We start from the raw sequence: 21,633 nt of genomic DNA, 5'->3' as shown, positions 1-21,633 counted from the left end.
CTATTGCCGAACCCTTCAGCCATCGCTCTCTTCCACACTCCCGCGAGGTTTATACGAGAATCCCTGCATCTCCGCCTCCAGCCTCGCATGAAGCCGCTCGCTAAAACCCAGCGGCAGCTCAAACACCCGCTCATCGGCAGTCAGGATCAGAATATTGCGCGTCGAATCCAGAATCGCCGAACAGATCTCGCAGTGCTCCAGATGCTTCTGCACATCCTCCAACACCGCCGCATCCAGAGTCCCATCCAGATAGCCCGAGATATGCTCCCACACATGCTTGCACTCTAGAACCATGGGAACCACCTCCGCTTCGGCATCACCTGTTTCAACTGCGGAGCCAGCCGCTTCTGCAGCATCAGCCGTGCCCGGTGCAATCTCACCTTTGCTGCTGCAACACTGATGCCAAGCGCCTCCGCCGACTGGTTGACGCTCAAATCCTCCATATCACGCAGCACAAAAACCTCGCGATAGATCAACGGCAGATCGCCAATCGCATCCTGGAGCATTAGCCGTACCTCCTGCCGCTCCAAGGCCTCGGAGGGAATCTCCCGCCAGTCTCGCAGCAGCGCCGGCGACACATGCCCGCCTTCATTCAACTCATCCAGCGACTCCGTCTTCGCGGTCTTCTTCCGCCGCAGCCGGCTCCGAGCCTCATTCAGAGTAATGCTGATCAGCCACGTGCTGAACTTCGCCTCGCCGCGAAACTTCTCCAGACTGCGGAACGCCTTGAGAAACGCCTCCTGCGCCGCGTCCTCCGCATCCGCCTCGTTCTGCAACATCGACAGCGCCATGCTGTAGACGCTTCGCTCATATGGCTGGATCAGATCATGAAACTCGTGCGTATTGCCTGCAAGGATGGAGGCGATCATTTGAGCTTCATTCCTGTTCTCGGAGGTTGCAGTCATTGCTTCTCGATCCATCCTCGATAACGCCTCTTCAACAACGCATCGACAGAGAACAACCCCGCCCCAAACACCAGAACCATCGCAGCCGCGAATAGAAACGTGTACGGATCGGCGTTATAGAACTTGCCCGGATCCGAGAATACGGCAAAGAGCGCCTCTCGATCTGCAGTCCAGTACGCCACTAGCATATTCACCGTCAGCATCAATCCGATCAGACGCGATCCAAGCCCCACAATCAACAGAAGACCGCCGACAAACTCCAGCCCGGAGACAAACGGAGCGTTCAAAGCAGGAAACGGAATATTCAGACTCGTAAAAAAAGCGGTGATCTTATCCAGATGATGCAGCTTCCCCCACCCGCTCTGGACCAGCTGCCATCCCCAGTAGAGCCGCACCACAAGAAGAAATGGGGACTGGAGATAAGAAGCCAGTGTTGCAAATTTCGCATAAAGCTCAAGCAGTTTTTTCATCACAACCCTCTTCTCCACTGCATCGAGCGGAATAAAATCTTACGCAGGCCCCGGACTGAGGCAGGCTCGGCCAGGAACCTGTTGGGACCTGCATCTACTTAGAACCACCACCATGGAATTGGTTACAGCCCCCGCAGACGTCAACAGAAAACTAGTGTGCGTGCGCTGCTCTATCACGCTCAAGTTCACTAAGAACATCCGCCGCGGTCGCTCTGTCACCATGCTCGTGACTCACCTTCCTGAAGAAGACTGTGCCCTCGCGGTCGATCAAAAAAGTAGACGGATAAGCAGTCTCATGCGGCGCATCCCAGCGAAGCCCGTACTGATTCGTGAAAGCGTAGTCGGGATCGATGACCAGGTGCACATTCCCCGGCAACGGATTCTGCTTCGTCAGGAACTCCTTCGCATGTTGATCGAGATCCGCAGGAGGTCCAGGATAGACCAGAATCACCTCGGCGCCTGCCGTCACAAATTTCTCGCCGTTCGTCACAAAGTCATGCACCTGCTTCTGGCAGTACGGGCACTGGTAGCCGGGAAATCCCCGAAGCACGACCAGCACCACGGTCCCCTTCGCGCTAAACTCCGACAGACTCAAAGTGTGCCCATCCGGAGTCGACAGGTGGAACTCCGGCGCCTTCTGTCCAACCTCCGGCGTCTCCGCAGTCACCAACGGCGCAAAACCCATCATCAGGACGCCTAAAGCCCATACCAGGAATTTCTTCGCGATCATTCTTCAACTCCGGCAAACGCGCCATAACTCCGGCCTCGTCGCCATGGATTTATCCAACGTGTCCCGGTTTGAGTAGCCCCAAGCCAAAAGGTTACAGAAGTGATAGCCTTCCGATGTTCTGCCGTACCTGTAACCTTTGTGCCTTGACGTAGTCGAACTCAGCGGCAGGGAATAAACGTCGAACTATCCTTGCCGCGAATGCAATCCGAAGTAGGGAGTTTCGCCGTTAACTTCTTGCTACGATCCGCGTAGCCACCATCCACGTCCGGCGCGTTCTCGCGTGCGGCTCAACCCAGGAAAGGCTCATCACTATGAAGAATTCAGCACAATCTCTCGCTTTGGCCGCCGCGTTCGCAGGCCTGTTGGGCGGCACCGCTGTCCGTATGAATGCCCAGACCGCGCCAGCCAACAACACCCCCACGACCACCGTTCACGCCGGCGTCCTCATCGCCCAGGACAAGCCCGATCTCCCGAAGCACTCCTGCAAGGGCAAGAACGACTGTAAGGGTCAGGGCGGCGGCAAGCACCCCGGCAAGAATGACTGCAAAGGCAAGGGCGGATGCGCCACCGACGGCTCCAAGCCCTCGCTCGCCTAAGCACCTCCCCTGTCTGGAGGCTTGGTCGTCTCTTCAAGCCTCCAGACATCTTCACCATTCTTTAACAAAAGGGGAGACATGCCAGCCAATCGCTTCAACGGTTTCAGCGACTACGGCGTAGGGATCGGCCTTCGCGTCCCGCACTACGACCACATCTTCGCCGAAAAGCCCGTCGTCGACTGGTTCGAAATCATCTCCGAAAACTACATGGTCGACGGCGGTCGCGCTCTCAAGGTCCTCGATCAGATCCTTGAACGCTACCGCGTCGTCCAGCACGGCGTCTCCATGTACTTCGGCTCCACCCAGCCCGCCGACCGCGAACACCTCAAGCGCCTCAAGACCCTCACCCGCCGCACCAAAACTCCCTGGCTCTCCGATCACCTCTGCTGGGGCAGCGTCGACGGACGTTACACCCACGACCTCCTCCCTATGCCCTACACTTTCGAAGCGGTCAAGGCCACGGCCGCCCGCATTCGCGAGGTCCAGGACTTCCTCGAGATCCCCATCGCCGTCGAAAACGTCAGCAGCTACGCCGAGTTTCACGAGTCCCAGATGACCGAGTGGGAGTTCCTCAATGAAGTCGTCGAAGCCGCCGACTGCGGCATCCTGCTCGACGTCAACAACATCTACGTCTCCTCGCAGAACCACGGCTTCAACCCCTTCGACTACGTCAACAGCGTCCCCGCCGAGCGCGTCGCTCAGATCCACATCGCCGGACACTCGAAGTTCGAAAAGTACATCCTCGACACCCACGATCATCCCGTGCTCGACTCCGTCTGGCATCTCTACGCACGAGCCATCGAGCGCGTAGGCCCCACCGCAACCCTGCTCGAGTGGGACGACAACATCCCGTCCTTCGACGAAGTTCACTCTGAAGCCCTCAAGGCGACGCAGTATCTGACGCCAACGGAAGTTCTCATCCCATCCAACAGCGCGGTTCAGGAAAGCGCCCGAGAGGTCGTGCACTCGTGAACCTCCTCGAACTGCAACGCCGCATGGCCGAAGACGTAATGCGTCCTCTAACACCCGACTTTCAGATGCAATTGGCAACCTCGAATGGGCGCTCGACTCACGAACTCGCCAGCAGCTACATCAAGCCAAACGACCGCCTCTCCTCCTTTGATCGCCTCGAAATCTACAACCGGCAATATTGGTTCCGCGTCATCGGAGCCGTCTCGGAGGACTTCCCCGCCGTCGGTGCTGTCCTAGGTGCGAAAAAGTTCGACAGCATGGTCCTCGCCTATCTCCGCGAGAATCCATCGACCTCCTTCACCCTGCGCAACCTCGGCTCCAAACTCCCCAAGTGGCTCGAATCGCACCCCGAGTTCTCACCCCGGCGTCATGCCCTCCTCCTCGACGTCGCCCGCCTCGAATGGGCTTACGTGGAGGCCTTCGACGGAGCCGACCTTGCCCCGCTCACTGCCGCCGACTTCGGCGACCTCGGCGCAGCATCGCCCCTCTTCCTTCAACCTCATCTCCAACTGCTCGACCTCCGCTATCCCGTCGACGAACTCGTCCTGGCCGTCCACCGCCAGACCGCACCCAGCGACATCATGAGCAACGCCGTCACCGAGCGCAAGCAGGCAAAGCGAACCCGCCTCCCCGCCATGCGCCGCTCGCAGATCCATCTCGCTGTCCACCGCTACGAGAACTCCGTCTACTACCGGCGCATCGATCCCGAGGCCTACCGCCTCCTCTTCGCTCTTCAGAGCGGCAACCTGCTCGGCCAGGCACTTGAAGCCGCCTTCAGCGGAAGCTCCCTCTCCGCCGAGGAGCAGGCCGCGAAGATTCAGGAGTGCTTCGCCCACGCCGCCGAGCTAGGCTGGTTCTGCAAGCCGCACGAAATCTGACCCTCCCTCTTCCACGCCGGAAACTCTTCCAATTCCCCGTCATTCGCTCGCGCCCTCGACAGTCGGCATCGAGCGGGTATCATACAGATGCTGAAATTCAGCATCGGCGAAGCGCCTCAGTTGCGACGCCTCCGGAGGGCTGTCATCCTATAGCAAGAGTTGACGAGGCATCCATTTCAACCCAGCTGGCTTCCGATGAGACAGGCTTGTCTTCGCCAGCCATAGTTCCTTCCAGGCAACACAAAACCGGTCCGTCAGGGCCGGAGCGCGACCACGAATCTGTAAGGGGACCTCTGCATGGAATTTCATATCTCCCGCGCTCTCCGAGAAAAACTGAATCTGAACGATCTGCTCTTCAGCTACACCGGCAACATCGTCTTTGCCAACGTCGCGGCAAGCCGGAACCTGGCCACGCAGCTTCAGGACTACCGCGCACAAAACGCTGAATCCCCAAAAGTCGTCAACGCCGGCGCTCTCTTCGCCATGGGCCTGATCGACGAACTCAACCACGCGATGATCGCCCGTTATCGCAAAGAAATCGATCCCGCAGTCTTCGCCGAAGCCGTACGCTGGTTCACCGGCCGCGCAAAACCTGCAGAAATCGAACGCCTTCTGCTCAACTTCACGGAACAGTTCCCCACAGTTGCCGTCTATCGCGGCGAGCTCACCGCAGCCCAGTGGCTCAACGGCACCACCGACGGCCTGCCCAATCGCGAAGCAGCCTTCGAAGAGCTCCTCCTCCTCTGGCTCGCCAACATCAACCCAGCCTTCACCCCCTTCCGCGAGCTCTTTGAGGACACTCCCCTCAAACAGCAGACGATCTATCAAACCATCACCTCTACCTTCCCCGACTACTTCCTTACCCGCCCCCCCATCTCGCCCGAGGTCGGAAGCCTCCTCGACGCCCTCCGCGCTCCCCTGCTCGCCTCGCCAGACTCCCTCACCGGCCAGCTCGATTACATCCGCGAGAACTGGACCAAATATCTCGGCGAAGACCTCCGCCGCGTCCTCCTCGCCATCGATGTCCTCCGCGAAGAAGACCTGGCGATCTGGTTGCGCTTCCACCCACCCGGCCCCGACCAGTACCGCCACGGAGCCCCTGGCCGCGGAGGCGAAGGCTTCGTCGGCGACGAATACATCGGCTTTGAAGAGGAGTACTTCACCGGCCCCGACGGCGTCCGCCGCCGCCGCTACGGCCACGACTACCAGGCTCCCCTCAACGAGTACGAAGCCTTCAGCGCCGATCAGGCCTGGATGCCAACCGTCGTCCTCATGGCCAAGAGCACCTACGTCTGGCTCGAGCAGCTATCCAAAAAATACCTCCGCCACATCCACCGTCTCGACCAGATCCCCGACGAAGAGCTGCGCCTGCTCGCCGACCGCGGCATCACCGGCCTCTGGCTCATCGGCCTCTGGGAGCGCAGCGTCGCCTCCCGCACCATCAAGCGTCTCCGCGGCCATCACGACGCCGTCGCCTCCGCCTACTCCCTCAAGGAGTACCAGATCGCAGACGACCTCGGCGGCAACCACGCCTACCAAAACCTCCGCGACCGCGCCGCCCGGGCAGGCATCCGCCTCGCCAGCGACATGGTCCCCAACCACATGGGCATCGACTCCAACTGGGTCATCGAAAACCCCGACTGGTTCCTCTACCGCTGGGAGAGTCCCTTCCCCGTCTATCGCTTCGAAGGCCCCGACCTCTCCACCGACAGCCGCGTCGAGATAAAAATCGAAGACCACTACTACGACCAGTCCGACGCCGCCGTCGTCTTCCGCCTCCGCCACCACCGCGACGGCACCACCCGCTACATGTACCACGGCAACGACGGCACCACCTTCGCCTGGAACGACACCGCCCAACTCGACTACTCCAAAGCCGCCGTCCGCGAGCACGTCATCCAGGTCATCCTCCACGTCGCCCGCCTCTTCCCTATCATCCGCTTCGACGCCGCCATGGTCCTCGCCAAGCGCCACGTCCAGCGTCTCTGGTTCCCCCTCCCCGGCACCGGTGGCTCCATCCCCTCACGCGCAGAAAACGCGATGACCCAGGAGGAGTTCGACTCCCTCATGCCCTTCGAGTTCTGGCGCGAGGTTGTCGACCGCGTAGCCGCCGAGGTCCCCGGCACCCTCCTCCTCGCCGAAGCCTTCTGGCTCCTCGAAGGCTACTTCGTCCGCACCCTCGGCATGCATCGCGTCTACAACAGCGCCTTCATGAACATGCTGCGCGACGAAGAGAACGCCAAATATCGCTCCTACCTCAAAAAAACCATCGAGTTCGACCCCGACATCCTCAAACGCTACGTCAGCTTCATGAGCAATCCCGACGAACGCACCGCCATCGACCAGTTCGGCTCCGGAGACAAGTACTTCGGCGTCTGCACCCTCCTCGCCACCCTCCCCGGCCTGCCAATGTTCGGCCACGGACAGATCGAAGGCTATACCGAGCGCTACGGCATGGAGTTCAAGCAGGCAAAGATGGAAGAGTGGCCCAACGAAAGTCTCGTAGCCCGCCACCAGCACGAGATCGCGCCTCTGCTCAAAAATCGCCAGCTCTTCGCCGAAAGTACCAACTTCGTCCTCTACGACTTCTGGACCGACCACGGCACCGTCGACGAAAACGTCTTCGCCTACTCCAACCGCTCTCATGGCCAGCGCGCCGTCATCCTTTACAACAACAGCTACGGAAGCACCCGCGGCACCATTCACTTCTCCGCCGCCTCGGTCGACAAGGCCACCGGCCACCTCCGCCAGCGAAGCCTCTCCGAAGGACTCGATCTCCCCTACAACTACTTCACCTTCTTCGCCTATCGCGACACCGCCCACGGCCTCGAATATCTCTGCCGCAGCACCGATCTCCACCACACCGGCCTCTCCGTCGATCTGCGCGGCTACCAATACGCCGTCCTCATCAACTGGCGCGAGCTCCACGCCACCGCCGAACAACCCTGGGACCAGCTCTTCGACGCACTCAACGGAGCCGGCGTCTACAGCGTCGAAGAGGCTCTCTCCAAACTTCGCCTCCGCCCGCTGCACGAAGCCTTCCGACAGGCCCTCAGCGAAAACCACATCCGCGCCTTCGCAACCGTCGCAGCGGAGCTGGCAGCCGCACAAGCCACATCGCCCTCCGCGACGTTACCCGCAGCCAAAGCCACCAGCCCCACTCCCACACCAACCGACCATCTCGCGTTGGATCCTCGTCTTCAGCCATTCCTAAAATGCAGTCAGCGCTTCTTCGAAAAAGTCCTCCAAGCCCAGCCCGCCGAGTTCGGAGAAACTATCGCAGAAACCACCGCGCCATCGAGCCCACCCGCCGCAGCCGAGTCGTCCACCACTCCATCTGCCCCAACCTACCTCACCCTATGCGAGTCGATGGCCAAAGCGGCCACCCATCTCATCGCTATCTCCAAAAACTTTTCCACCACCCTGCCGCCTACTGTCACCAACTTTCTACCCGTCAGCAAAGCCGCGCTTCCAACAGAACAACTCTGGGCTCCTGTTCTGGCCTGGATCACTCTGCGTAGTCTTCCCCATCAGGATCAAGCCGACCTCTTCGACAAACTCCAGTTGCGCTCTGCTCTCTCAGAAACATTCACTGCCATCGGAATGGAGGGAGAAAACACCTGGCGCGCCGCTGCCCGCGTACGAATCCTGCTCTCTCAAACCGAAACCTCCCCAGCAGCCACCAGAACCGAAAAGCTCTGGTCCGACCCCGACGTTCGCTGGCTCGCCGGAGTCAACGAGTCCTCCGGCGCCACCTACTTCAACAAAGAAGGCTTTGAAGAGCTGCTCGGCTGGCTCCAACTCCCAGCGCTCCTCAAAGCTGCAGAGCAATCGCCGACAGACGCGGACTCGATCACGAAGCTCGAGGCGACTGTCCTGAAGGCCTGCCAGTTCGCACAAAAGTCTGGCTACAACCTGGGTCTCTATCTCGCTCCCGAACCATCCACAATCAAAGAGGAAGAACCAGCCAGCGCCCCTGAACTAACACCCGCCCTCGCGCCGAAAGAAACACGCGTTCCGAAAGCAACTCCAGCACCGAAGGCAACGCCAGCACCGCAAGCAACTCCAGCACCGAAGGCAACGCCAGCACCGCAAGCAACTCCAGCACCGAAGGCAACGCCAGCACCGCAAGCCCCACCCGCCCCCAAAGCAACGTCAGCCCCGGAGAAACCGGTCAAGCCAACCATCCCCAAACTCTGACCCTAAGAGATCGACCCATCGCTGAACAGCTTCAGAGCACGCCCTCCAACGATAATCTTCTCTTCAACCTCTGAATGGGTAAAAGGGTTTTCGATGTTCTCCGTATCGATCACCTGGCACCAAGGCTTCCCTGAAGGCGATTCCGGCAGCACATACTCGACGCCATCCTGCGCAGCGTTCACAACCAGAAAGAAACTATCGTCGATAACCGGCATACCATCCTCATCGGTCACCTGCAGAGTCTGGCCATTCAGCAGAACCGCCACCGATCGGTTCCACTCCGTATTCCAAACCTCGTCGGGAACCTGTTTCCCGTCGGTACTAAACCAGGCGACATCCTTGATGATCAGGTCCTCGCCCTTCCTGCGAATCTCGCGGTCCTGAAAAAATTTGCGCCGATGCAGATTCGGATGATTCAAACGAAAGTGGATCAGTTGACTCGTAAAGTCGCGTACCCGTTTGCGCGGTTCATCCAGATCCCAGTCATGCCACGTTAGCTCGTTGTCCTGGCAGTAGCAGTTATTGTTACCCCTCTGCGACCGCGAAATCTCGTCGCCTCCATTCAGCATAGGCACGCCCTGCGAGAGCATCAGCGTAGCCAGAAAATTTCTCATCTGCCTCTCGCGCAACAGGTTGACCTTCTCGTCGTCCGTGGGCCCCTCCGCACCCATATTCCAGGAATCATTGCTGTCCGAGCCATCCTTGTTGTTCTCCCCATTGGCTTCGTTGTGCTTCTGGTTGTAGCTCACCAGATCGCATAGGGTAAATCCATCGTGCGCTGTAATGAAATTGATGCTCGCGTACGGCTTCCGCCCGTCGTACTGATAGAGATCACTTGATCCGGTGAGACGGTTTCCAAGATCCGAGAGCTGGCCTCCGTCACCCTTCCAAAAACGCCGCACAGTATCGCGATACTTCCCATTCCACTCCGCCCAAAGAACAGGAAACTGCCCGACCTGGTAACCTCCTTCGCCAACATCCCAAGGCTCTGCGATGAGCTTCACATCTGCAAGAATAGGGTCTTGGTGAATCGTGTCGAAGAACGACGAAAGCCGGCTGACGTCGTGGAGTTCACGCGCAAGGGTAGCCGCAAGATCAAAGCGAAAACCATCCACGTGCATCTCCGTAACCCAGTAGCGTAGCGAATCCATCAGCATCTTTAGCACCTGCGGATTTCGCACGTTCAGCGTATTCCCCGTCCCTGTGTAGTCCACGTAGTAACGAGGATTCTCCTCGTTCACTCTGTAATAGGTCGTGTTACAAACTCCCTTCCAGCACAAAGTCGGACCAAGCTGATTGCCCTCGCAGGTGTGGTTGTAAACCACGTCAAGGATCACCTCGATGCCAGCCGCGTGCAGCGCCTTCACCATGTGTTTAAACTCGTTGACCTGGCCGCCCGTATCCCCACACGAGCTGTAGCGGGACATCGGCGCAAAGTACCCGAGCGTGTTATACCCCCAGTAGTCCACCAGTCCCCTATCCACCAGGGGTCCCTCGTCGATGAAGTGATGAATCGGCAACAACTCCACCGCCGTCACTCCAAGCTTCTTCAAATAGTTGATGCCTGGCTCGCACGCGAGCCCCGCGTAGGTTCCGCGAAGCTTCTCTGGAACCCTGGGGTTTCGAATGCTGAAGCCCTTCACATGCATCTCGTAGATCACTGAGTCAGCAAGTGGAGTCTCCGGTCTGCAGTCATCTCCCCAATCAAACTTGCTGTCAACCACAACGCACTTCGGAACTCCGTCCGCGCTGTCCTGCGTATCCATCTTCAGATCGTCTCCGGAAGCCACGTCATGCGCGAAGATCGGCTTCTTCCAATCAACCTTTCCCGAGAGCGCCTCAGCATACGGATCGACCAGCAGCTTGTTCGGATTGAAGCGATGACCCCGCTCCGGCTCCCACGGCCCATCGATCCGGTAGCCATAAAACTGCCCCGCTTTGATATCGCGAACCAACCCATGCCACACGTACGCGGTTCGTTCCCGCAAAGTCACGCAATCGGTCTGTCTGCCCAACGCGTCGAAGAAGCAAAGATCAACCCGGGTCGCACCCTCTGAAAAAATAGCAAAGTTTGTACCTTTGCTCGATACAGTCGCGCCAAGCGGATACGGTCGACCAGGAAGAAGTGTGCGTTTCATATCACCTTTCGATGCAACGAGCGATCCGTAGTTACGAGGAATATTCTCAAAAATCAGATTCTCCTTCAAACAACCATCCGACTTTGAACGCAACTCAGATCTCCTCCGAAAAGCATCGGAACGACATCAAACGCGGACTCCGTACTAAAACCCACTCTCTATGGCACGCTCGGCGCGTTTCCAGATTTCGATGACTGGGTTTTGACAGCAGAGTCCGCCGACTAGGATTGTCCCTCAGGCGGTTGCTCCGGGTAATAAAACGCATGTATCGCCTTAATCTGTCCATCTACGATGTGAATTCGGTCAAAAACGTGATCCACTCCACTAACAGTCTCCATGTCGAAGACGGTTGCAACGTAATCTCCCTCGACGATGTGCTGCTTTAACTGAATACCCCTGACCGCGGGGAGAATTTGCGTAAGGAATCCGAGTATGCTTGCACGCCCCGTCAATTTTGGCATGCGCGGCCCTTCAAATGTTACGTCTTCAGCAAAGGAAACCTGGACAAGTCCTTTGTTGCAAAGCAATCCAAATAGGCTTCGACCACAGCGACTTTCTGTTCTCGTGACATGACTTCTCCTCGCTCGCATATGATCTCAGACGCGGCACAGAGAACCAATGAGCTTGGTTTTCGGGCAAGCGACCTTATCTGAAGCGTGTGGCGAAAAGGACGACAAATCGCGTCTACATCCAATGCAGAAACGATCAACAACCGTTCTAGTTCAAAATTGCAAAATAACTTCACTGCCAACTCCAACTTCGAACCTGTCCTACAATCAAGACAGATGGACCTCGCCGCCAAATCCGCAAAGCTCCACGAGACCCTCCAGCAGCTTGGTAGCGTCCTGGTCGCCTACTCCGGCGGCACCGACTCCGCCTTCCTCGCCTACGCCGCCCACCAGGCCCTCGGCGACAACATGCAGGCCGTCATCGCCGACTCCGCCTCCCTCCCCCGCGCCGAACTCGCCGCCGCCCTCGCCTTCGCCGCCGACCACAACATCCCCATCCAGATCCTCCGCACCAACGAGCTCGAAAACCCCGACTACCAGCGCAACGACGCCCACCGCTGCTTCCACTGCAAAGACGAGCTCTTCCAACAAATGGAGCAGACCCGCACCGCCCGCAACTTCGACCACATCGCCTACGGCATGAACCTCGACGACCGTGCCGACTTCCGCCCCGGCCAGCAAGCCGCCGTCCAGCACCATGCCGTCGCCCCCCTCGTCACCGCTGGCCTCACCAAGCAAGAGATCCGCACCCTCGCCCAGCAAGCCGGCCTCACCCTCTGGGACAAGCCCGCCAGCGCCTGCCTCTCCTCACGCATCGAGTACGGCCGCCCCGTCACCCGCGAAAATCTCTCCCAGGTCGAGCAGGCCGAAGACGCTCTCCACGCCCTCGGCTTCCCCCAGGTCCGCGTCCGCCACCACGGCGACCTCGCCCGCATCGAAATCGCCCGCGACGATCTCGCCCGCGCCCTCACCCTCCCAACCCTCGAAGCCATCACCGCCGCCATCAAGCCTCTCGGCTTCCTCTACATCACCCTCGACACCGAAGGCTACCGCTCCGGATCCATGAACGACACGCTCCTCGCCACCACCTCCATCCTTCCCGCCCGATAAACGCCGAACCTCGAACATAAACCCCGAACATGAAACAATCATCCCCATGCGTATCGCCTACCTAGACTGCTTCGCCGGCATCAGTGGCGACATGTTCCTCGGAGCCCTCCTCGACGCCGGCCTCGATCCCTCCATCCTCCACGAAGCCGTAGCCGCCCTCAACCTCAGCGCGACCCTCAAAATCGAAAAGGTAGACCGCAGCGGCATCTCCTCCACCAAGGTCCAAGTCTACGAAGGCGCAACCCTCGCCGAGAGCAATCAAATCCCCGACCAACAAATCCCTGACCAAACTCATCATCAAGAAGAACAAACCCACATCCACCAACACCACCCCAAAACCCAACACCAACACCAACACAAGACCGGCCGCACACACGAACACGACCACACCCACGGCCGCTCCCTCACCGTCATCCGCGACCTCATCACCGCCGCATCCCTCCCCCCCGCCGTCAAACAAACCGCCATCCACGCCTTCGAACTCCTCGGCGCCTCCGAAGCCAAAATCCACAACGTCCCCATAGAAAAAATTCACTTCCACGAAGTAGGAGCAGTCGACGCCATCGTCGATATCGTCGCCGCCTCCGCTGGCATCCACGCCATAGAAGATCAAGCACGAATTGAAACTGGAAGCCCAGTCAAGTGGTTCTCCTCCCCCCTCAACGTCGGCGGCGGCACAGTCGACTGCGCCCACGGCCGCTTCCCCGTCCCCGCCCCCGCCACAGCCGACCTCCTCCGCGGCCTCCCCACCTACTCTGCCCACCTCGAAAAAGAGCTCGTCACCCCCACCGGCGCCGCACTCCTCCGCGCCCTAGCCCCCACCTTCGGCCCGCAGCCACCCATGCGAGTCGAGTACATCGGCTACGGCGCAGGTACCCGCAACCCGAAGGACTTCCCCAACGTCCTCCGCCTAAGCATCGGCGAAGCCGACAACTCCACAATCTCCACCACATCCTCAAAACACTCGCCCAACAAACATCACGCCCACGACTCACAAACCGTCACCGTCCTCGAAACCGCCCTCGACGACCTCTCCCCCCAGATCCTCGCCTACGTCTCCGAGACCGCACTCGCACAAGGCGCACTCGACGTCATGCTCACTCCCGTCATCATGAAAAAGGGCCGCCCCGGCACCCTCCTCACCATCCTCTGCAATCCATCCGACAGCCCCGCCCTCCAGCAACTCATCCTGCGCGAAACCAGCACCCTCGGCCTCCGCATCCGTCAGGACACCCGCGTCTGCGTCGACCGCCACCACGCCACCGTCACCACACCCTACGGCGACATCCGCGTCAAGATAGGCACACTCAACGGCGAGCAGTGCAACATCGCCCCCGAGTTTGAAGACTGTCGTGCTGCCGCCACAAAACACAACGTCCCTTTGAAGCTGGTTCAACAAGCAGCCATCGCAGCCTACCTCAAATAATCCGCGCCACGCCCTCACCCCACAACACTGCATCCAATCGACAAGTCACTCTCACCGAGGAGCACACCATGGAGCGCAGAGACTTTCTCAAGACCGCAACCGCCACCGGCATCAGCGCAGCCATCCCGCTCAACCCGCAAACCCCTCCCGCCAGTCAGCCCACCAAGCGCCCCGAATCCCCCGACATGATCTATCGCGAACTCGGCACCACCGGCGAGCGCGTCTCCGCTATCGGCATGGGCGGCTACCATCTCGGCAAACAGAAAAACTCCGCCGAAAGCATCCAGCTCCTCCACGCCGGCATCGACCGCGGCATCACCTTCCTCGACAACTGCTGGGACTACAACGACGGCATCTCCGAGGTCCGCATGGGCCAGGGCCTGCGCAATGGCTACCGTCAAAAGGTCTTCCTCATGACCAAAATGGACGGCCGCACCGCAGACGAGTACAACAAACAACTCGAGCAGTCCCTCGGCCGCCTCCAGACCGACATGATCGACCTCGTCCAGTTCCACGAGGTCATCCGCATGGAGGACCCCGACCGCATCTTCGCCCCAGGCGGAGCCATCGAAGCCGCCATCGCCGCCCGCAGCGCAGGAAAGATCCGATACATCGGCTTCACCGGCCACAAAGATCCCGCCGTCCACCTCCGCATGCTCGAGATCGCACAAAACCACAGCTTCCACTTCGACACAGTCCAGATGCCCATCAACGTCATGGACGCACACTTCCGCTCCTTCGGTAAAGAGGTCATGCCCGTCGCGCTCAAACAAGGCATCGGCATCCTCGCCATGAAGACCTTCGGCGATCCCTTCATCCTCAAAAGCAACACCGTCCAACCCATCGAAGCCCTCCACTACGGCCTCACCCAGCCGGTCTCGGTCATCATCACCGGCATCGACAACACGCAAACTCTCGACCAGGCCTTCGAAGCCACACGCACCTTCAAGCCTCTCGACCAGACCCAGATCGCCTCTCTGCTTGCACGCACCGCCACCGCCGCCAGCGAAGGCAAGTTCGAACTCTTCAAAACCACCAACCACTTCGACGGCACCGCGGCAAACCCCAAGTGGCTGGGGTAGCAGCAGCAGCCTCTTGCTTTTCTGCTGTTTCATTTTGATTTTCTTGTTGTCATCCCCGAAGGGGATCTGCGTTCCCAACAATCACCTCATCATCATTGACGTCATCTCCGCTGGGTGCCCCATCAACTGACTGCAAGGCACCATCAAGTGACCACAAAAACACCATCGAACAACCATGAAACAACCACGAAAGTGATCACAACGATCGTCATCTCGACCGAAGCGGTTCACAGTCTCACCGTGAACCGCGCAGAGGATTGCGGCCACATCTCTCAGTTGCAGCGAACCGATGCATTCTGCGGTATCCGTCAAGATCCCTGTATTCTGTCTTTGCCCCCGTTCCTCCTTCGTCCACGAAACACCGGGTGCCCCATATCTCGACTTTGAGATGTGGGCATTCGCGAAGCGAACCGTAGTCTTACCCACTCGACGAAAGCTCAAGCAACACAGATGAATCCCACCACCCTCCTCGAACTCCTCGCCGCCGTCCAAACCGGGACCATCACCCCCGCCGCCGCCTCCCAGCGCCTCGCCGATATGCCCTACGAGGACATCGGCCACGCCCGCATCGACCACCACCGCACCCTCCGCACCGGCCTCCCCGAGGTCATCTACGCCCAGGGAAAATCCCCCCAACAGACCACCGAGATCTTCACCCGCATGGCCGCCGCCGGCACCGACGTCCTCGCCACCCGCGCCGACGAAGCCACTGCCGCCATGGTTCTCGCCGCCCACCCCAAAGCCATCCACCACTCCTCCGCGCGCGCCATCACCCTCAAGCAATCCCCGCCGGAGGACCCCAGGGGCCACATCGCCATCCTCAGCGCCGGCACCAGCGACCAGCCCATCGCCGAAGAGGCCGCCGTCACCGCCGAGCTCTTCAACTCCAAAGTGACCCGCCTCTACGATGTAGGCGTAGCCGGCCTTCACCGCCTCCTCTCCGTCCGCGACCAACTTACACAGTCAGACGTCGTGATCGTCTGTGCCGGAATGGAGGGCGCTCTCCCCTCGGTCGTAGGCGGATTGGTCGGAGTTCCCGTCATCGCCGTCCCCACCTCGGTCGGTTACGGAGCCAGTTTTGACGGCGCCGCAGCACTTTTGGGAATGCTAAACTCCTGTTCCCCAAACGTTACCGTAGTAAATATAGACAACGGCTTCGGCGCAGCCTACACTGCCGTATTAATCGCACGTGCCTCCGTCCGTCGTAGCTGAACGGAACGGCAGATTGCTAGCAAATTCGCTATCAAAGCGTGACGAAAGGCGGTCCCACAATGCTTCCTAATGACGACAAACCCTGGGCAAAGACCCTTGCACGCACAGTCATCTGCGTGACGATTGTAGGACTGATCTGCCTGGGACTGTTTCTCGACAGCCGCAACATGCTTCACATCCCTGAGGTCGTCGGTCTCTTCCTGCTCTTCCTCACCATCGTCCCACCCAACCTCGCTGTGCTCTACCCCTGGATACTTCCCACCCACCACCAGCCCAACAACAGCCACGTAACCAAATCCGTCCGATAAACCCCTGAAAGACTATGTCCTGCCGGACGAGCCTCCTGCGCGGAAGGCGGGCGTTCGCACGCCTTTTTAAAGCTTCGCGTGGTCCTCCCGACGGCCGGAATCATCTTCCTAGCGCCAACCGAAGGGGTCTACAAGTCACGAAGTGACCGCCCTCCGCGCAGGAGGCCCGTCCGGCAGGACATGGGTCTTTAGCCACCCAAAAACATGTCAAGCCCCAAACCCAGCTAACTAAAACAATAACAACAACATACCGCTGGCGTATCAGTTATCCCCAAACCGATATACTGAATAAGAACGAAGCTGCGGAGATCTCTCCGCAGCTTCCTCGCTTAAAGCAGGAAAACGCCACCGAAGTCACACATTTCAAGTACTTTAGGCGCAACTAATTTGGAATGAATGCTTTACAGAGATGGTATCCCCGTAAAGCAATATAAACAAACAACTTGCGTACAAATACCCCAAGGGGGGAAGGGGGAGGGGGTACAACCGAAAACATAGAGGACCTGCTAGCTTCTCTTCGCCATCGAACAGCGGTCAAACAGCCTTTACTGATTCACGCCACTAGCAAGGAAGCCACCATCCACCACAAGAATCTCGCCCGTAACAAACGCCGAGGCATCGCTCGCAAGAAAGATCGCCGCACCAACCAGTTCAGAGGTCTTGCCGAAGCGCCCCATGGGAGTCCGCATCAACAACTCTTTGCCCCGATCGCTCTCGTCCAGCAGCTTCTGGTTCAATGCCGTGCGAAAGACGCCCGGAGCAATCGCATTCACTGTCACACCCTGCGCGCTCCACTCCACCGCCAGCGACTTGGTCAACGCTCCAACCGCTGCCTTGCTGGCCGCATAAGCCGTGACCTCCTTCAGGCTCACAAACGTATTCAAGGAGGCGATGTTGAGGATGCGTCCGTAGTTGCGCTCGAGCATATGCTTGCCGAAGATCTGGCAGGCCCGCAGCGTTCCGGTCACGTTCGTATCCATGATGCCGTTCCAGGTCTCCTCTGTGACGGTCAACGTAGGCTCCCGCTTGATCTTCCCCGCGCAGTTGATCAGGATATCGACCTTGCCGAACGCCTTCACCGTCCCATCCAGCAGCGCCTGCAGGCTCGCCCGGTCCGCCACATCCGAGGTCAGCCGCAGCGACCTCCGCCCCGTCGCCTCGATCTCCTTCGCCGCCTCATCCACCTGCTCCAGGCGCCGCGAACTCGCCACCACATCAGCGCCCGCCTCCGCCAGACCAACCGCCATCGCCAACCCGATGCCCGACGTCCCTCCTACCACCACAGCCGACTTACCACTCAAATCAAACAACGGATGCCCCATAGAAAACGTCCTCTCTTTGTCTCAAAAATCCCGTCAAAATCAACGGTCACTCGACGGAATCTGCGCCAGAATCTGGCTCACGACCTCATCCGGCGATCGATCGTTCCCGACCCGAACAGCCTCGCTCGGCATCTCGAGCGTCGCAAGCTGACTATCCAGCAATCCAGGGTTCATATACTCATGCTTCCGCTCCGCAAGACGAGCCGCAAGCATCTCCTTAGGCGCCTCCAGTAACACGAAGCTTACCGCGCCCTTCGGCATTCCCGCCTGCAACGTCGCTCGATAACTAGCCTTCAGCGCCGAGCACGCCAGGACGCCGCTCTTCCCCGCAGCAAACCAGTCCCTAAGCAGCCGGTTCAGCACCTCAAGCCAAGGCTGTCGATCCCGATCATCGAGCGGATGTCCAGCAGCCATCTTCTCCTTGTTCGCCAGAGGATGGTAATCATCGCCATCGGCAAACACCGCTCCCACGCGCTCAGCCAGCAGTGTCCCAATAGTCGTCTTGCCCGATCCGCTCACGCCCATCAACACCACAATCATCCAGCAAACCCTCTCAACCGACTGCCACGAACCACAACCCGCAACTAGCTCTCGAAGCGACGCCGATAGGCCCAGAGTCCAAGACCAGGATTGGAGATGTAGAAGATCTCTTCCCCATCCACCACGTTCCAACCATCTGCCAGCGAGGCAGGATTGTACTTCGAGGTCATCTCCGCCAGATCGCCATACTCGAAGTGCACGCCTTCGATCTCCTCCCGAGTCAGGTGCCCCGGGCAGTAGCGAATCGTAAAGCGCCCCTCACTAGACCCATGGATGAGGTGGGCGGCGGCACTCAAATTTCCTGCAAGCTGCGGATCTTCTTTGACAGCTTCGAGGGTACTGGGAGTGCCACAGTAGCCGTACTTTCGGATCAAGGTATCGATGGCTGCATCTTCGCCGAATTCGTGGACGCCAGGAGCGAGGACGATCAGTTCTGCGTTGTCCGCAAGCGCCATGCGGGTGCGATAGACGCTCTTGTTTCCCAGCCATGTGCTTTTGAACTCGTGCGGATCGAGGAAAACAACCGCCTTCTTAATCTCTCGATCCATCATCTTGAAGTTGACCTTGAGACTGAGAGCTGCGGCAAGTTCGAAACACTCTGCATCATCGCCAACGTAGAGGCCGCGAATGACCAGCTTTCCCTCAGCGTTTTTGGCTACCACCGTCTGCACATAGACGATCGGCATGTGGCTGGCGAAGTGTTCGCTCGCGTAGTTCAGCACGCGCCGAACTGGAGTATCGGCGCGGCCCATCATGCGCTCCATTCCGTACACTGCGCCCAGGAAGTGGCTACGGTGGATTCCAATGGCGCCGCCTGTGCCAATAAAAACGTTCTTGTTGTAGTTCGCCATACCGACCACTTCGTGAGGAACGACCTGGCCTATAGAGAGGATGAGATCGTGGCCACCGTCACGCAGTAGTTTGTTTACTTGCGCGGGCCAGGTGTAGTCGAGCTTTCCTTCGCTGACTTCGTACATGAAATCGCTGGGCACTTCTCCGAGAGTGACGACATCGTTGCGCCAGTCGTGGTTGCGGAAGAGGGTTCGCGGAGTTGCGCCGTACATGGTTGCAATCTCCTGGTCCGTCATTGGCCTGTGCGTGCCGAGGGCGGGGAGAATGTCGGTGAGTTTGTCTTTGTAGTATCGCCACGCAAGTTCAGTCAGGACGCCGCTTTGAGAGTGCATTCGCGTGAAATCGGGCGGAATTACTAGGACTTTGTTGCGCTGGCCGAGTTTGTCCAGGGCCTGGAAGAGGTTTGCCTGCACTTCTGTCGGTGACATCTCCGTTGTCTCGCTGCCAGCGGCGAAAAAGAGGCTCATGGGCTTTGATCTTACTCCCGGTAAAGATTTGGACGGGCTAGGGTAGCAGATTGAAAAATGCTGTTTGCACGAAAAAAATCTGGACGGTTTGAGGAGGTGCTTTTGTGGCTTTTTGCTGGGTTTTTCGCAGGAGGTTGCCGAAATGGGTGAGTTTGTGGTGGTGTTTTGCTGGTGAGAACGTGGTGCGTTGCGTGGCTAACGTGGAGAAAAAACAGCGTTGATTTGGGCCGCAAAAAATGCGCCACGATTTTGAACTATTTTTTCATCGGTTGGTCAGAGCTACCCGGATTTGCGGCTTGGTTATTTCCTCCTTCTTCTTCTCGTGAGTTTTAGAGCTTGTAGGCCTTCCTGACGAGGTTTACGGTGAGGTCCTGAATGACTTCGAAGGCCTCGTCTTCGTCGAGGCGATGTTCAACTACGAGGCGGCCGAGGAAGGCGCAGTCGATGCGGCGGGCTACGTCGTGGCGCGAGGGGATGGAGAGGAGGGCGCGGGTGTCGTCGTTGAAGCCGACGGTGTTGTAGAAGCCGGCGGTTTCGGTGGCCTGCTCGCGGAAGCGCATCATGCCTTCGGGGGAGTCGTGGAACCACCAGGGCGGGCCGAGTTTGAGCGCTGGATAGTGACCGGCCAGAGGAGCCAGTTCGCGCGAGAAGGTGGACTCGTCGAGGGTGAAGAGGATGAAGGTGAGCCGCTGGTCGTTTCCGTAGCGGTTGAGGAGAGGCTGGAGGGCGCGGACGTACTCGGTCTGGGAGGGGATGTCGGCGCCCTTGTCGCGGCCGAATCTCTCGTGGAGCTGGCGGTTGTGGTTGCGGACCGAGCCGGGGTGGAGCTGCATGGTGAGTCCGTCTTCGACGCTCATGCCGGCCATCTCGGTGAGCATCTGGGCACGGAAGTACTCCTGCTCCTGAGGGACGGAGCGGCCGGAGATGATTCGACCAAAGAGGGAGGCGGCGGTGTCGGGGTCCAGGTCGGCGGTGAAGGCGGTGGGGTGGCCGTGATCGGTTGCGGTAGCCCCCATGGACTTGAAGAAAGCGCGGCGGTTGCGAAGTGCGTTGAGATAACCATCCCAGGTCGTGGTGTTTTCTCCGGTGATCTCACCGAGCTTGAGGATGTTCGCGAGGAAGCCGGTTTGGTCGGCGTCGATGACGGAATCTGGACGAAAGGTGGGCAGGATGCGACCCTTCCAGCCCGACTCCCGGATGGCTTTGTGGTATTCGAGGGTGTCGAGGGGGGTGTCGGTGGTGGAGAGGACTTCGATGTTGAATTGCTCGTAGAGTGAGCGGGGGCGGAACTGTGAGGTTTCGAGCTTCTGCGCGATGATCTCGTAGTACTCGTCTGCGTTCTCCGGGCTGAGGCGTTTGGTCAGGCCGAACTGGTTCTCGAAGGAGTAGTCGAGCCAGAGGCGGGTGGGGGTGCCGCGAAAGAGATAGTAGTTCTTTGCGAAGAGGCGCCAGACCTCTTTCGGGTCGACGGGTGCGGCGGCGCCGTCGAGTGGAGGGATGCCGAGCGGCGGGATACCAAGCGACTCGAGCGAGATTCCCTGCGAGTAGAGCATGCGAAAGATGTAGTGGTCAGGCTGGATGAAGAGGGCTGTGGGATTGGCGAAGGCTTCGTTCTCGGCGAACCAGCGCGGATCGGTGTGCCCATGGGGCGAGAGGATGGGCAGGTCCCGTACTGTCTCATAGAGTCTTGCGGAGATTGACCGCGCGTCGCTTTCAGCGGGAAAGAGCCTGTTCGGGTCGAGAATCATCCTTCATCACCTCTGCAATGGATGCCTGCGTGAAATGCCTGCACCATGAAGCGTACCAAAGATTCAGCCGTACCTCGAACAAAAGGTAGGAATCGGTCGGCTGTAACCTTTTTCGATGGCTGCAGTCGCATAGTAGAAGCCTGGGGTTTCCTTATGTTTGATTCGGAT

At 59.1% G+C, this 21,633-nt stretch carries 19 protein-coding genes; 9 read left to right on the top strand and 10 right to left on the bottom strand.

The window, feature by feature from the left end:
• Positions 1 to 15 precede the first annotated feature (15 nt).
• The 4 genes from HDF10_RS05940 to HDF10_RS05925 all read right to left on the bottom strand — a co-directional run bounded on the left by HDF10_RS05940 (position 16) and on the right by HDF10_RS05925 (position 2,105).
• Positions 16 to 294, bottom strand: a complete 279-nt coding sequence (locus tag HDF10_RS05940; RefSeq protein WP_183811336.1) for an anti-sigma factor family protein — start codon at positions 292 to 294, stop codon at positions 16 to 18.
• The gene (locus tag HDF10_RS05935; protein ID WP_183811334.1) at positions 285 to 905 is read right to left on the bottom strand and encodes a sigma-70 family RNA polymerase sigma factor; all 621 of its coding nucleotides are present in this window, start codon (positions 903 to 905) and stop codon (positions 285 to 287) included. The genes HDF10_RS05940 and HDF10_RS05935 overlap by 10 nt, the downstream gene beginning before the upstream one ends.
• Positions 902 to 1,375, bottom strand: a complete 474-nt coding sequence (locus tag HDF10_RS05930; RefSeq protein ID WP_183811332.1) for a DoxX family protein — start codon at positions 1,373 to 1,375, stop codon at positions 902 to 904. The genes HDF10_RS05935 and HDF10_RS05930 overlap by 4 nt, the downstream gene beginning before the upstream one ends.
• A 151-nt stretch (positions 1,376 to 1,526) precedes the next feature.
• Positions 1,527 to 2,105, bottom strand: coding sequence for a peroxiredoxin family protein (locus HDF10_RS05925; RefSeq protein WP_183811330.1), 579 nt, complete (start codon positions 2,103 to 2,105; stop codon positions 1,527 to 1,529).
• Positions 2,106 to 2,416: 311 nt separating this feature from the next.
• Between HDF10_RS05925 and HDF10_RS05920 the strand changes: the two genes are divergently transcribed.
• The 4 genes from HDF10_RS05920 (at position 2,417) to HDF10_RS05905 (ending at position 8,751) form a co-directional block, all read left to right on the top strand.
• Positions 2,417 to 2,701, top strand: a complete 285-nt coding sequence (locus HDF10_RS05920; protein WP_179638355.1) for a hypothetical protein — start codon at positions 2,417 to 2,419, stop codon at positions 2,699 to 2,701.
• 78 nt (positions 2,702 to 2,779) lie between these two features.
• A complete protein-coding gene (bufB, locus tag HDF10_RS05915) occupies positions 2,780 to 3,673 on the top strand; it encodes an MNIO family bufferin maturase (protein WP_260177628.1) in 894 nt (297 codons plus the stop codon).
• Positions 3,670 to 4,551, top strand: coding sequence for an HvfC/BufC N-terminal domain-containing protein (locus HDF10_RS05910; protein WP_183811328.1), 882 nt, complete (start codon positions 3,670 to 3,672; stop codon positions 4,549 to 4,551). The genes bufB and HDF10_RS05910 overlap by 4 nt, the downstream gene beginning before the upstream one ends.
• Before the next feature lie 297 nt (positions 4,552 to 4,848).
• Positions 4,849 to 8,751: an alpha-amylase family glycosyl hydrolase gene (locus HDF10_RS05905; RefSeq protein WP_183811326.1), complete on the top strand. Its 3,903-nt coding sequence runs from the start codon at positions 4,849 to 4,851 to the stop codon at positions 8,749 to 8,751.
• A gap of 2 nt (positions 8,752 to 8,753) precedes the next feature.
• Here the strand turns inward: HDF10_RS05905 and glgX are convergent, their stop codons facing one another.
• Together glgX and HDF10_RS21340 are read right to left on the bottom strand one after the other, a co-directional pair.
• Complete coding sequence (gene glgX / locus HDF10_RS05900) at positions 8,754 to 10,889, bottom strand: glycogen debranching protein GlgX (RefSeq protein WP_183811324.1); 2,136 nt, start codon at positions 10,887 to 10,889, stop codon at positions 8,754 to 8,756.
• A 221-nt stretch (positions 10,890 to 11,110) separates the two neighbouring features.
• On the bottom strand, positions 11,111 to 11,479 hold the full coding sequence (locus HDF10_RS21340; RefSeq protein WP_406705766.1) for a nuclear transport factor 2 family protein: 369 nt from the start codon (positions 11,477 to 11,479) through the stop codon (positions 11,111 to 11,113).
• Between the two features lie 195 nt (positions 11,480 to 11,674).
• On the opposite strand from HDF10_RS21340, the gene larE reads away from it, so the two are divergent.
• The 5 genes from larE (at position 11,675) to HDF10_RS05870 (ending at position 16,536) form a co-directional block, all read left to right on the top strand.
• Positions 11,675 to 12,508 (top strand): ATP-dependent sacrificial sulfur transferase LarE, encoded by an 834-nt coding sequence (gene larE, locus HDF10_RS05890; protein ID WP_183811320.1) that lies wholly within the window; start codon positions 11,675 to 11,677, stop codon positions 12,506 to 12,508.
• A 46-nt stretch (positions 12,509 to 12,554) separates the two neighbouring features.
• The gene (gene larC / locus HDF10_RS05885; RefSeq protein WP_183811318.1) at positions 12,555 to 13,934 is read left to right on the top strand and encodes a nickel pincer cofactor biosynthesis protein LarC; all 1,380 of its coding nucleotides are present in this window, start codon (positions 12,555 to 12,557) and stop codon (positions 13,932 to 13,934) included.
• Between the two features lie 68 nt (positions 13,935 to 14,002).
• Complete coding sequence (locus HDF10_RS05880) at positions 14,003 to 15,016, top strand: aldo/keto reductase (protein ID WP_183811316.1); 1,014 nt, start codon at positions 14,003 to 14,005, stop codon at positions 15,014 to 15,016.
• A 450-nt stretch (positions 15,017 to 15,466) separates the two neighbouring features.
• A complete protein-coding gene (gene larB / locus HDF10_RS05875) occupies positions 15,467 to 16,228 on the top strand; it encodes a nickel pincer cofactor biosynthesis protein LarB (protein WP_183811314.1) in 762 nt (253 codons plus the stop codon).
• Between the two features lie 59 nt (positions 16,229 to 16,287).
• A complete protein-coding gene (locus HDF10_RS05870; protein ID WP_183811312.1) occupies positions 16,288 to 16,536 on the top strand; it encodes a hypothetical protein in 249 nt (82 codons plus the stop codon).
• A 545-nt stretch (positions 16,537 to 17,081) separates the two neighbouring features.
• Here HDF10_RS05870 and HDF10_RS05865 read toward each other — a convergent pair.
• From HDF10_RS05865 to uxaC, 4 genes are all read right to left on the bottom strand, one after another.
• Positions 17,082 to 17,858 carry an SDR family NAD(P)-dependent oxidoreductase gene (locus HDF10_RS05865; RefSeq protein WP_183811310.1) on the bottom strand — a complete coding sequence of 259 codons (777 nt, stop codon included), beginning with the start codon at positions 17,856 to 17,858 and terminating at the stop codon, positions 17,082 to 17,084.
• 39 nt (positions 17,859 to 17,897) lie between these two features.
• Complete coding sequence (locus HDF10_RS05860) at positions 17,898 to 18,398, bottom strand: gluconokinase (protein ID WP_183811308.1); 501 nt, start codon at positions 18,396 to 18,398, stop codon at positions 17,898 to 17,900.
• A 44-nt stretch (positions 18,399 to 18,442) separates the two neighbouring features.
• Complete coding sequence (locus tag HDF10_RS05855; RefSeq protein WP_260177627.1) at positions 18,443 to 19,678, bottom strand: nickel-dependent putative hexonate epimerase; 1,236 nt, start codon at positions 19,676 to 19,678, stop codon at positions 18,443 to 18,445.
• Between the two features lie 368 nt (positions 19,679 to 20,046).
• Positions 20,047 to 21,465 carry a glucuronate isomerase gene (uxaC, locus tag HDF10_RS05850; protein WP_183811305.1) on the bottom strand — a complete coding sequence of 473 codons (1,419 nt, stop codon included), beginning with the start codon at positions 21,463 to 21,465 and terminating at the stop codon, positions 20,047 to 20,049.
• Between the last annotated feature and the right edge of the window lie 168 nt (positions 21,466 to 21,633).

This window comes from Tunturiibacter empetritectus (assembly GCF_014201375.1).
Lineage (GTDB): Bacteria > Acidobacteriota > Terriglobia > Terriglobales > Acidobacteriaceae > Edaphobacter > Edaphobacter lichenicola_D.
This window is presented reverse-complemented; position numbering and strand designations above follow the sequence as displayed.

Excerpts from the sequence above, each read along its gene's own strand:
- HDF10_RS05855 (WP_260177627.1), bottom strand. The coding sequence starts at position 19,678 with ATGTCACCGACAGAAGTGCAGGCAAACCTCTTCCAGGCCCTGGACAAA.
- HDF10_RS05925 (WP_183811330.1), bottom strand. The coding sequence starts at position 2,105 with ATGATCGCGAAGAAATTCCTGGTATGGGCTTTAGGCGTCCTGATGATG.
- HDF10_RS05940 (WP_183811336.1), bottom strand. The coding sequence starts at position 294 with ATGGTTCTAGAGTGCAAGCATGTGTGGGAGCATATCTCGGGCTATCTG.
- HDF10_RS05880 (WP_183811316.1), top strand. The coding sequence starts at position 14,003 with ATGGAGCGCAGAGACTTTCTCAAGACCGCAACCGCCACCGGCATCAGC.
- HDF10_RS05920 (WP_179638355.1), top strand. The coding sequence starts at position 2,417 with ATGAAGAATTCAGCACAATCTCTCGCTTTGGCCGCCGCGTTCGCAGGC.
- HDF10_RS05905 (WP_183811326.1), top strand. The coding sequence starts at position 4,849 with ATGGAATTTCATATCTCCCGCGCTCTCCGAGAAAAACTGAATCTGAAC.
- HDF10_RS05860 (WP_183811308.1), bottom strand. The coding sequence starts at position 18,398 with ATGATTGTGGTGTTGATGGGCGTGAGCGGATCGGGCAAGACGACTATT.
- larB (WP_183811314.1), top strand. The coding sequence starts at position 15,467 with ATGAATCCCACCACCCTCCTCGAACTCCTCGCCGCCGTCCAAACCGGG.
- bufB (WP_260177628.1), top strand. The coding sequence starts at position 2,780 with ATGCCAGCCAATCGCTTCAACGGTTTCAGCGACTACGGCGTAGGGATC.
- HDF10_RS05870 (WP_183811312.1), top strand. The coding sequence starts at position 16,288 with ATGCTTCCTAATGACGACAAACCCTGGGCAAAGACCCTTGCACGCACA.
- HDF10_RS05865 (WP_183811310.1), bottom strand. The coding sequence starts at position 17,858 with ATGGGGCATCCGTTGTTTGATTTGAGTGGTAAGTCGGCTGTGGTGGTA.
- glgX (WP_183811324.1), bottom strand. The coding sequence starts at position 10,889 with ATGAAACGCACACTTCTTCCTGGTCGACCGTATCCGCTTGGCGCGACT.
- HDF10_RS05930 (WP_183811332.1), bottom strand. The coding sequence starts at position 1,375 with ATGAAAAAACTGCTTGAGCTTTATGCGAAATTTGCAACACTGGCTTCT.
- larE (WP_183811320.1), top strand. The coding sequence starts at position 11,675 with ATGGACCTCGCCGCCAAATCCGCAAAGCTCCACGAGACCCTCCAGCAG.
- larC (WP_183811318.1), top strand. The coding sequence starts at position 12,555 with ATGCGTATCGCCTACCTAGACTGCTTCGCCGGCATCAGTGGCGACATG.
- HDF10_RS05935 (WP_183811334.1), bottom strand. The coding sequence starts at position 905 with ATGACTGCAACCTCCGAGAACAGGAATGAAGCTCAAATGATCGCCTCC.
- uxaC (WP_183811305.1), bottom strand. The coding sequence starts at position 21,465 with ATGATTCTCGACCCGAACAGGCTCTTTCCCGCTGAAAGCGACGCGCGG.
- HDF10_RS21340 (WP_406705766.1), bottom strand. The coding sequence starts at position 11,479 with ATGCGAGCGAGGAGAAGTCATGTCACGAGAACAGAAAGTCGCTGTGGT.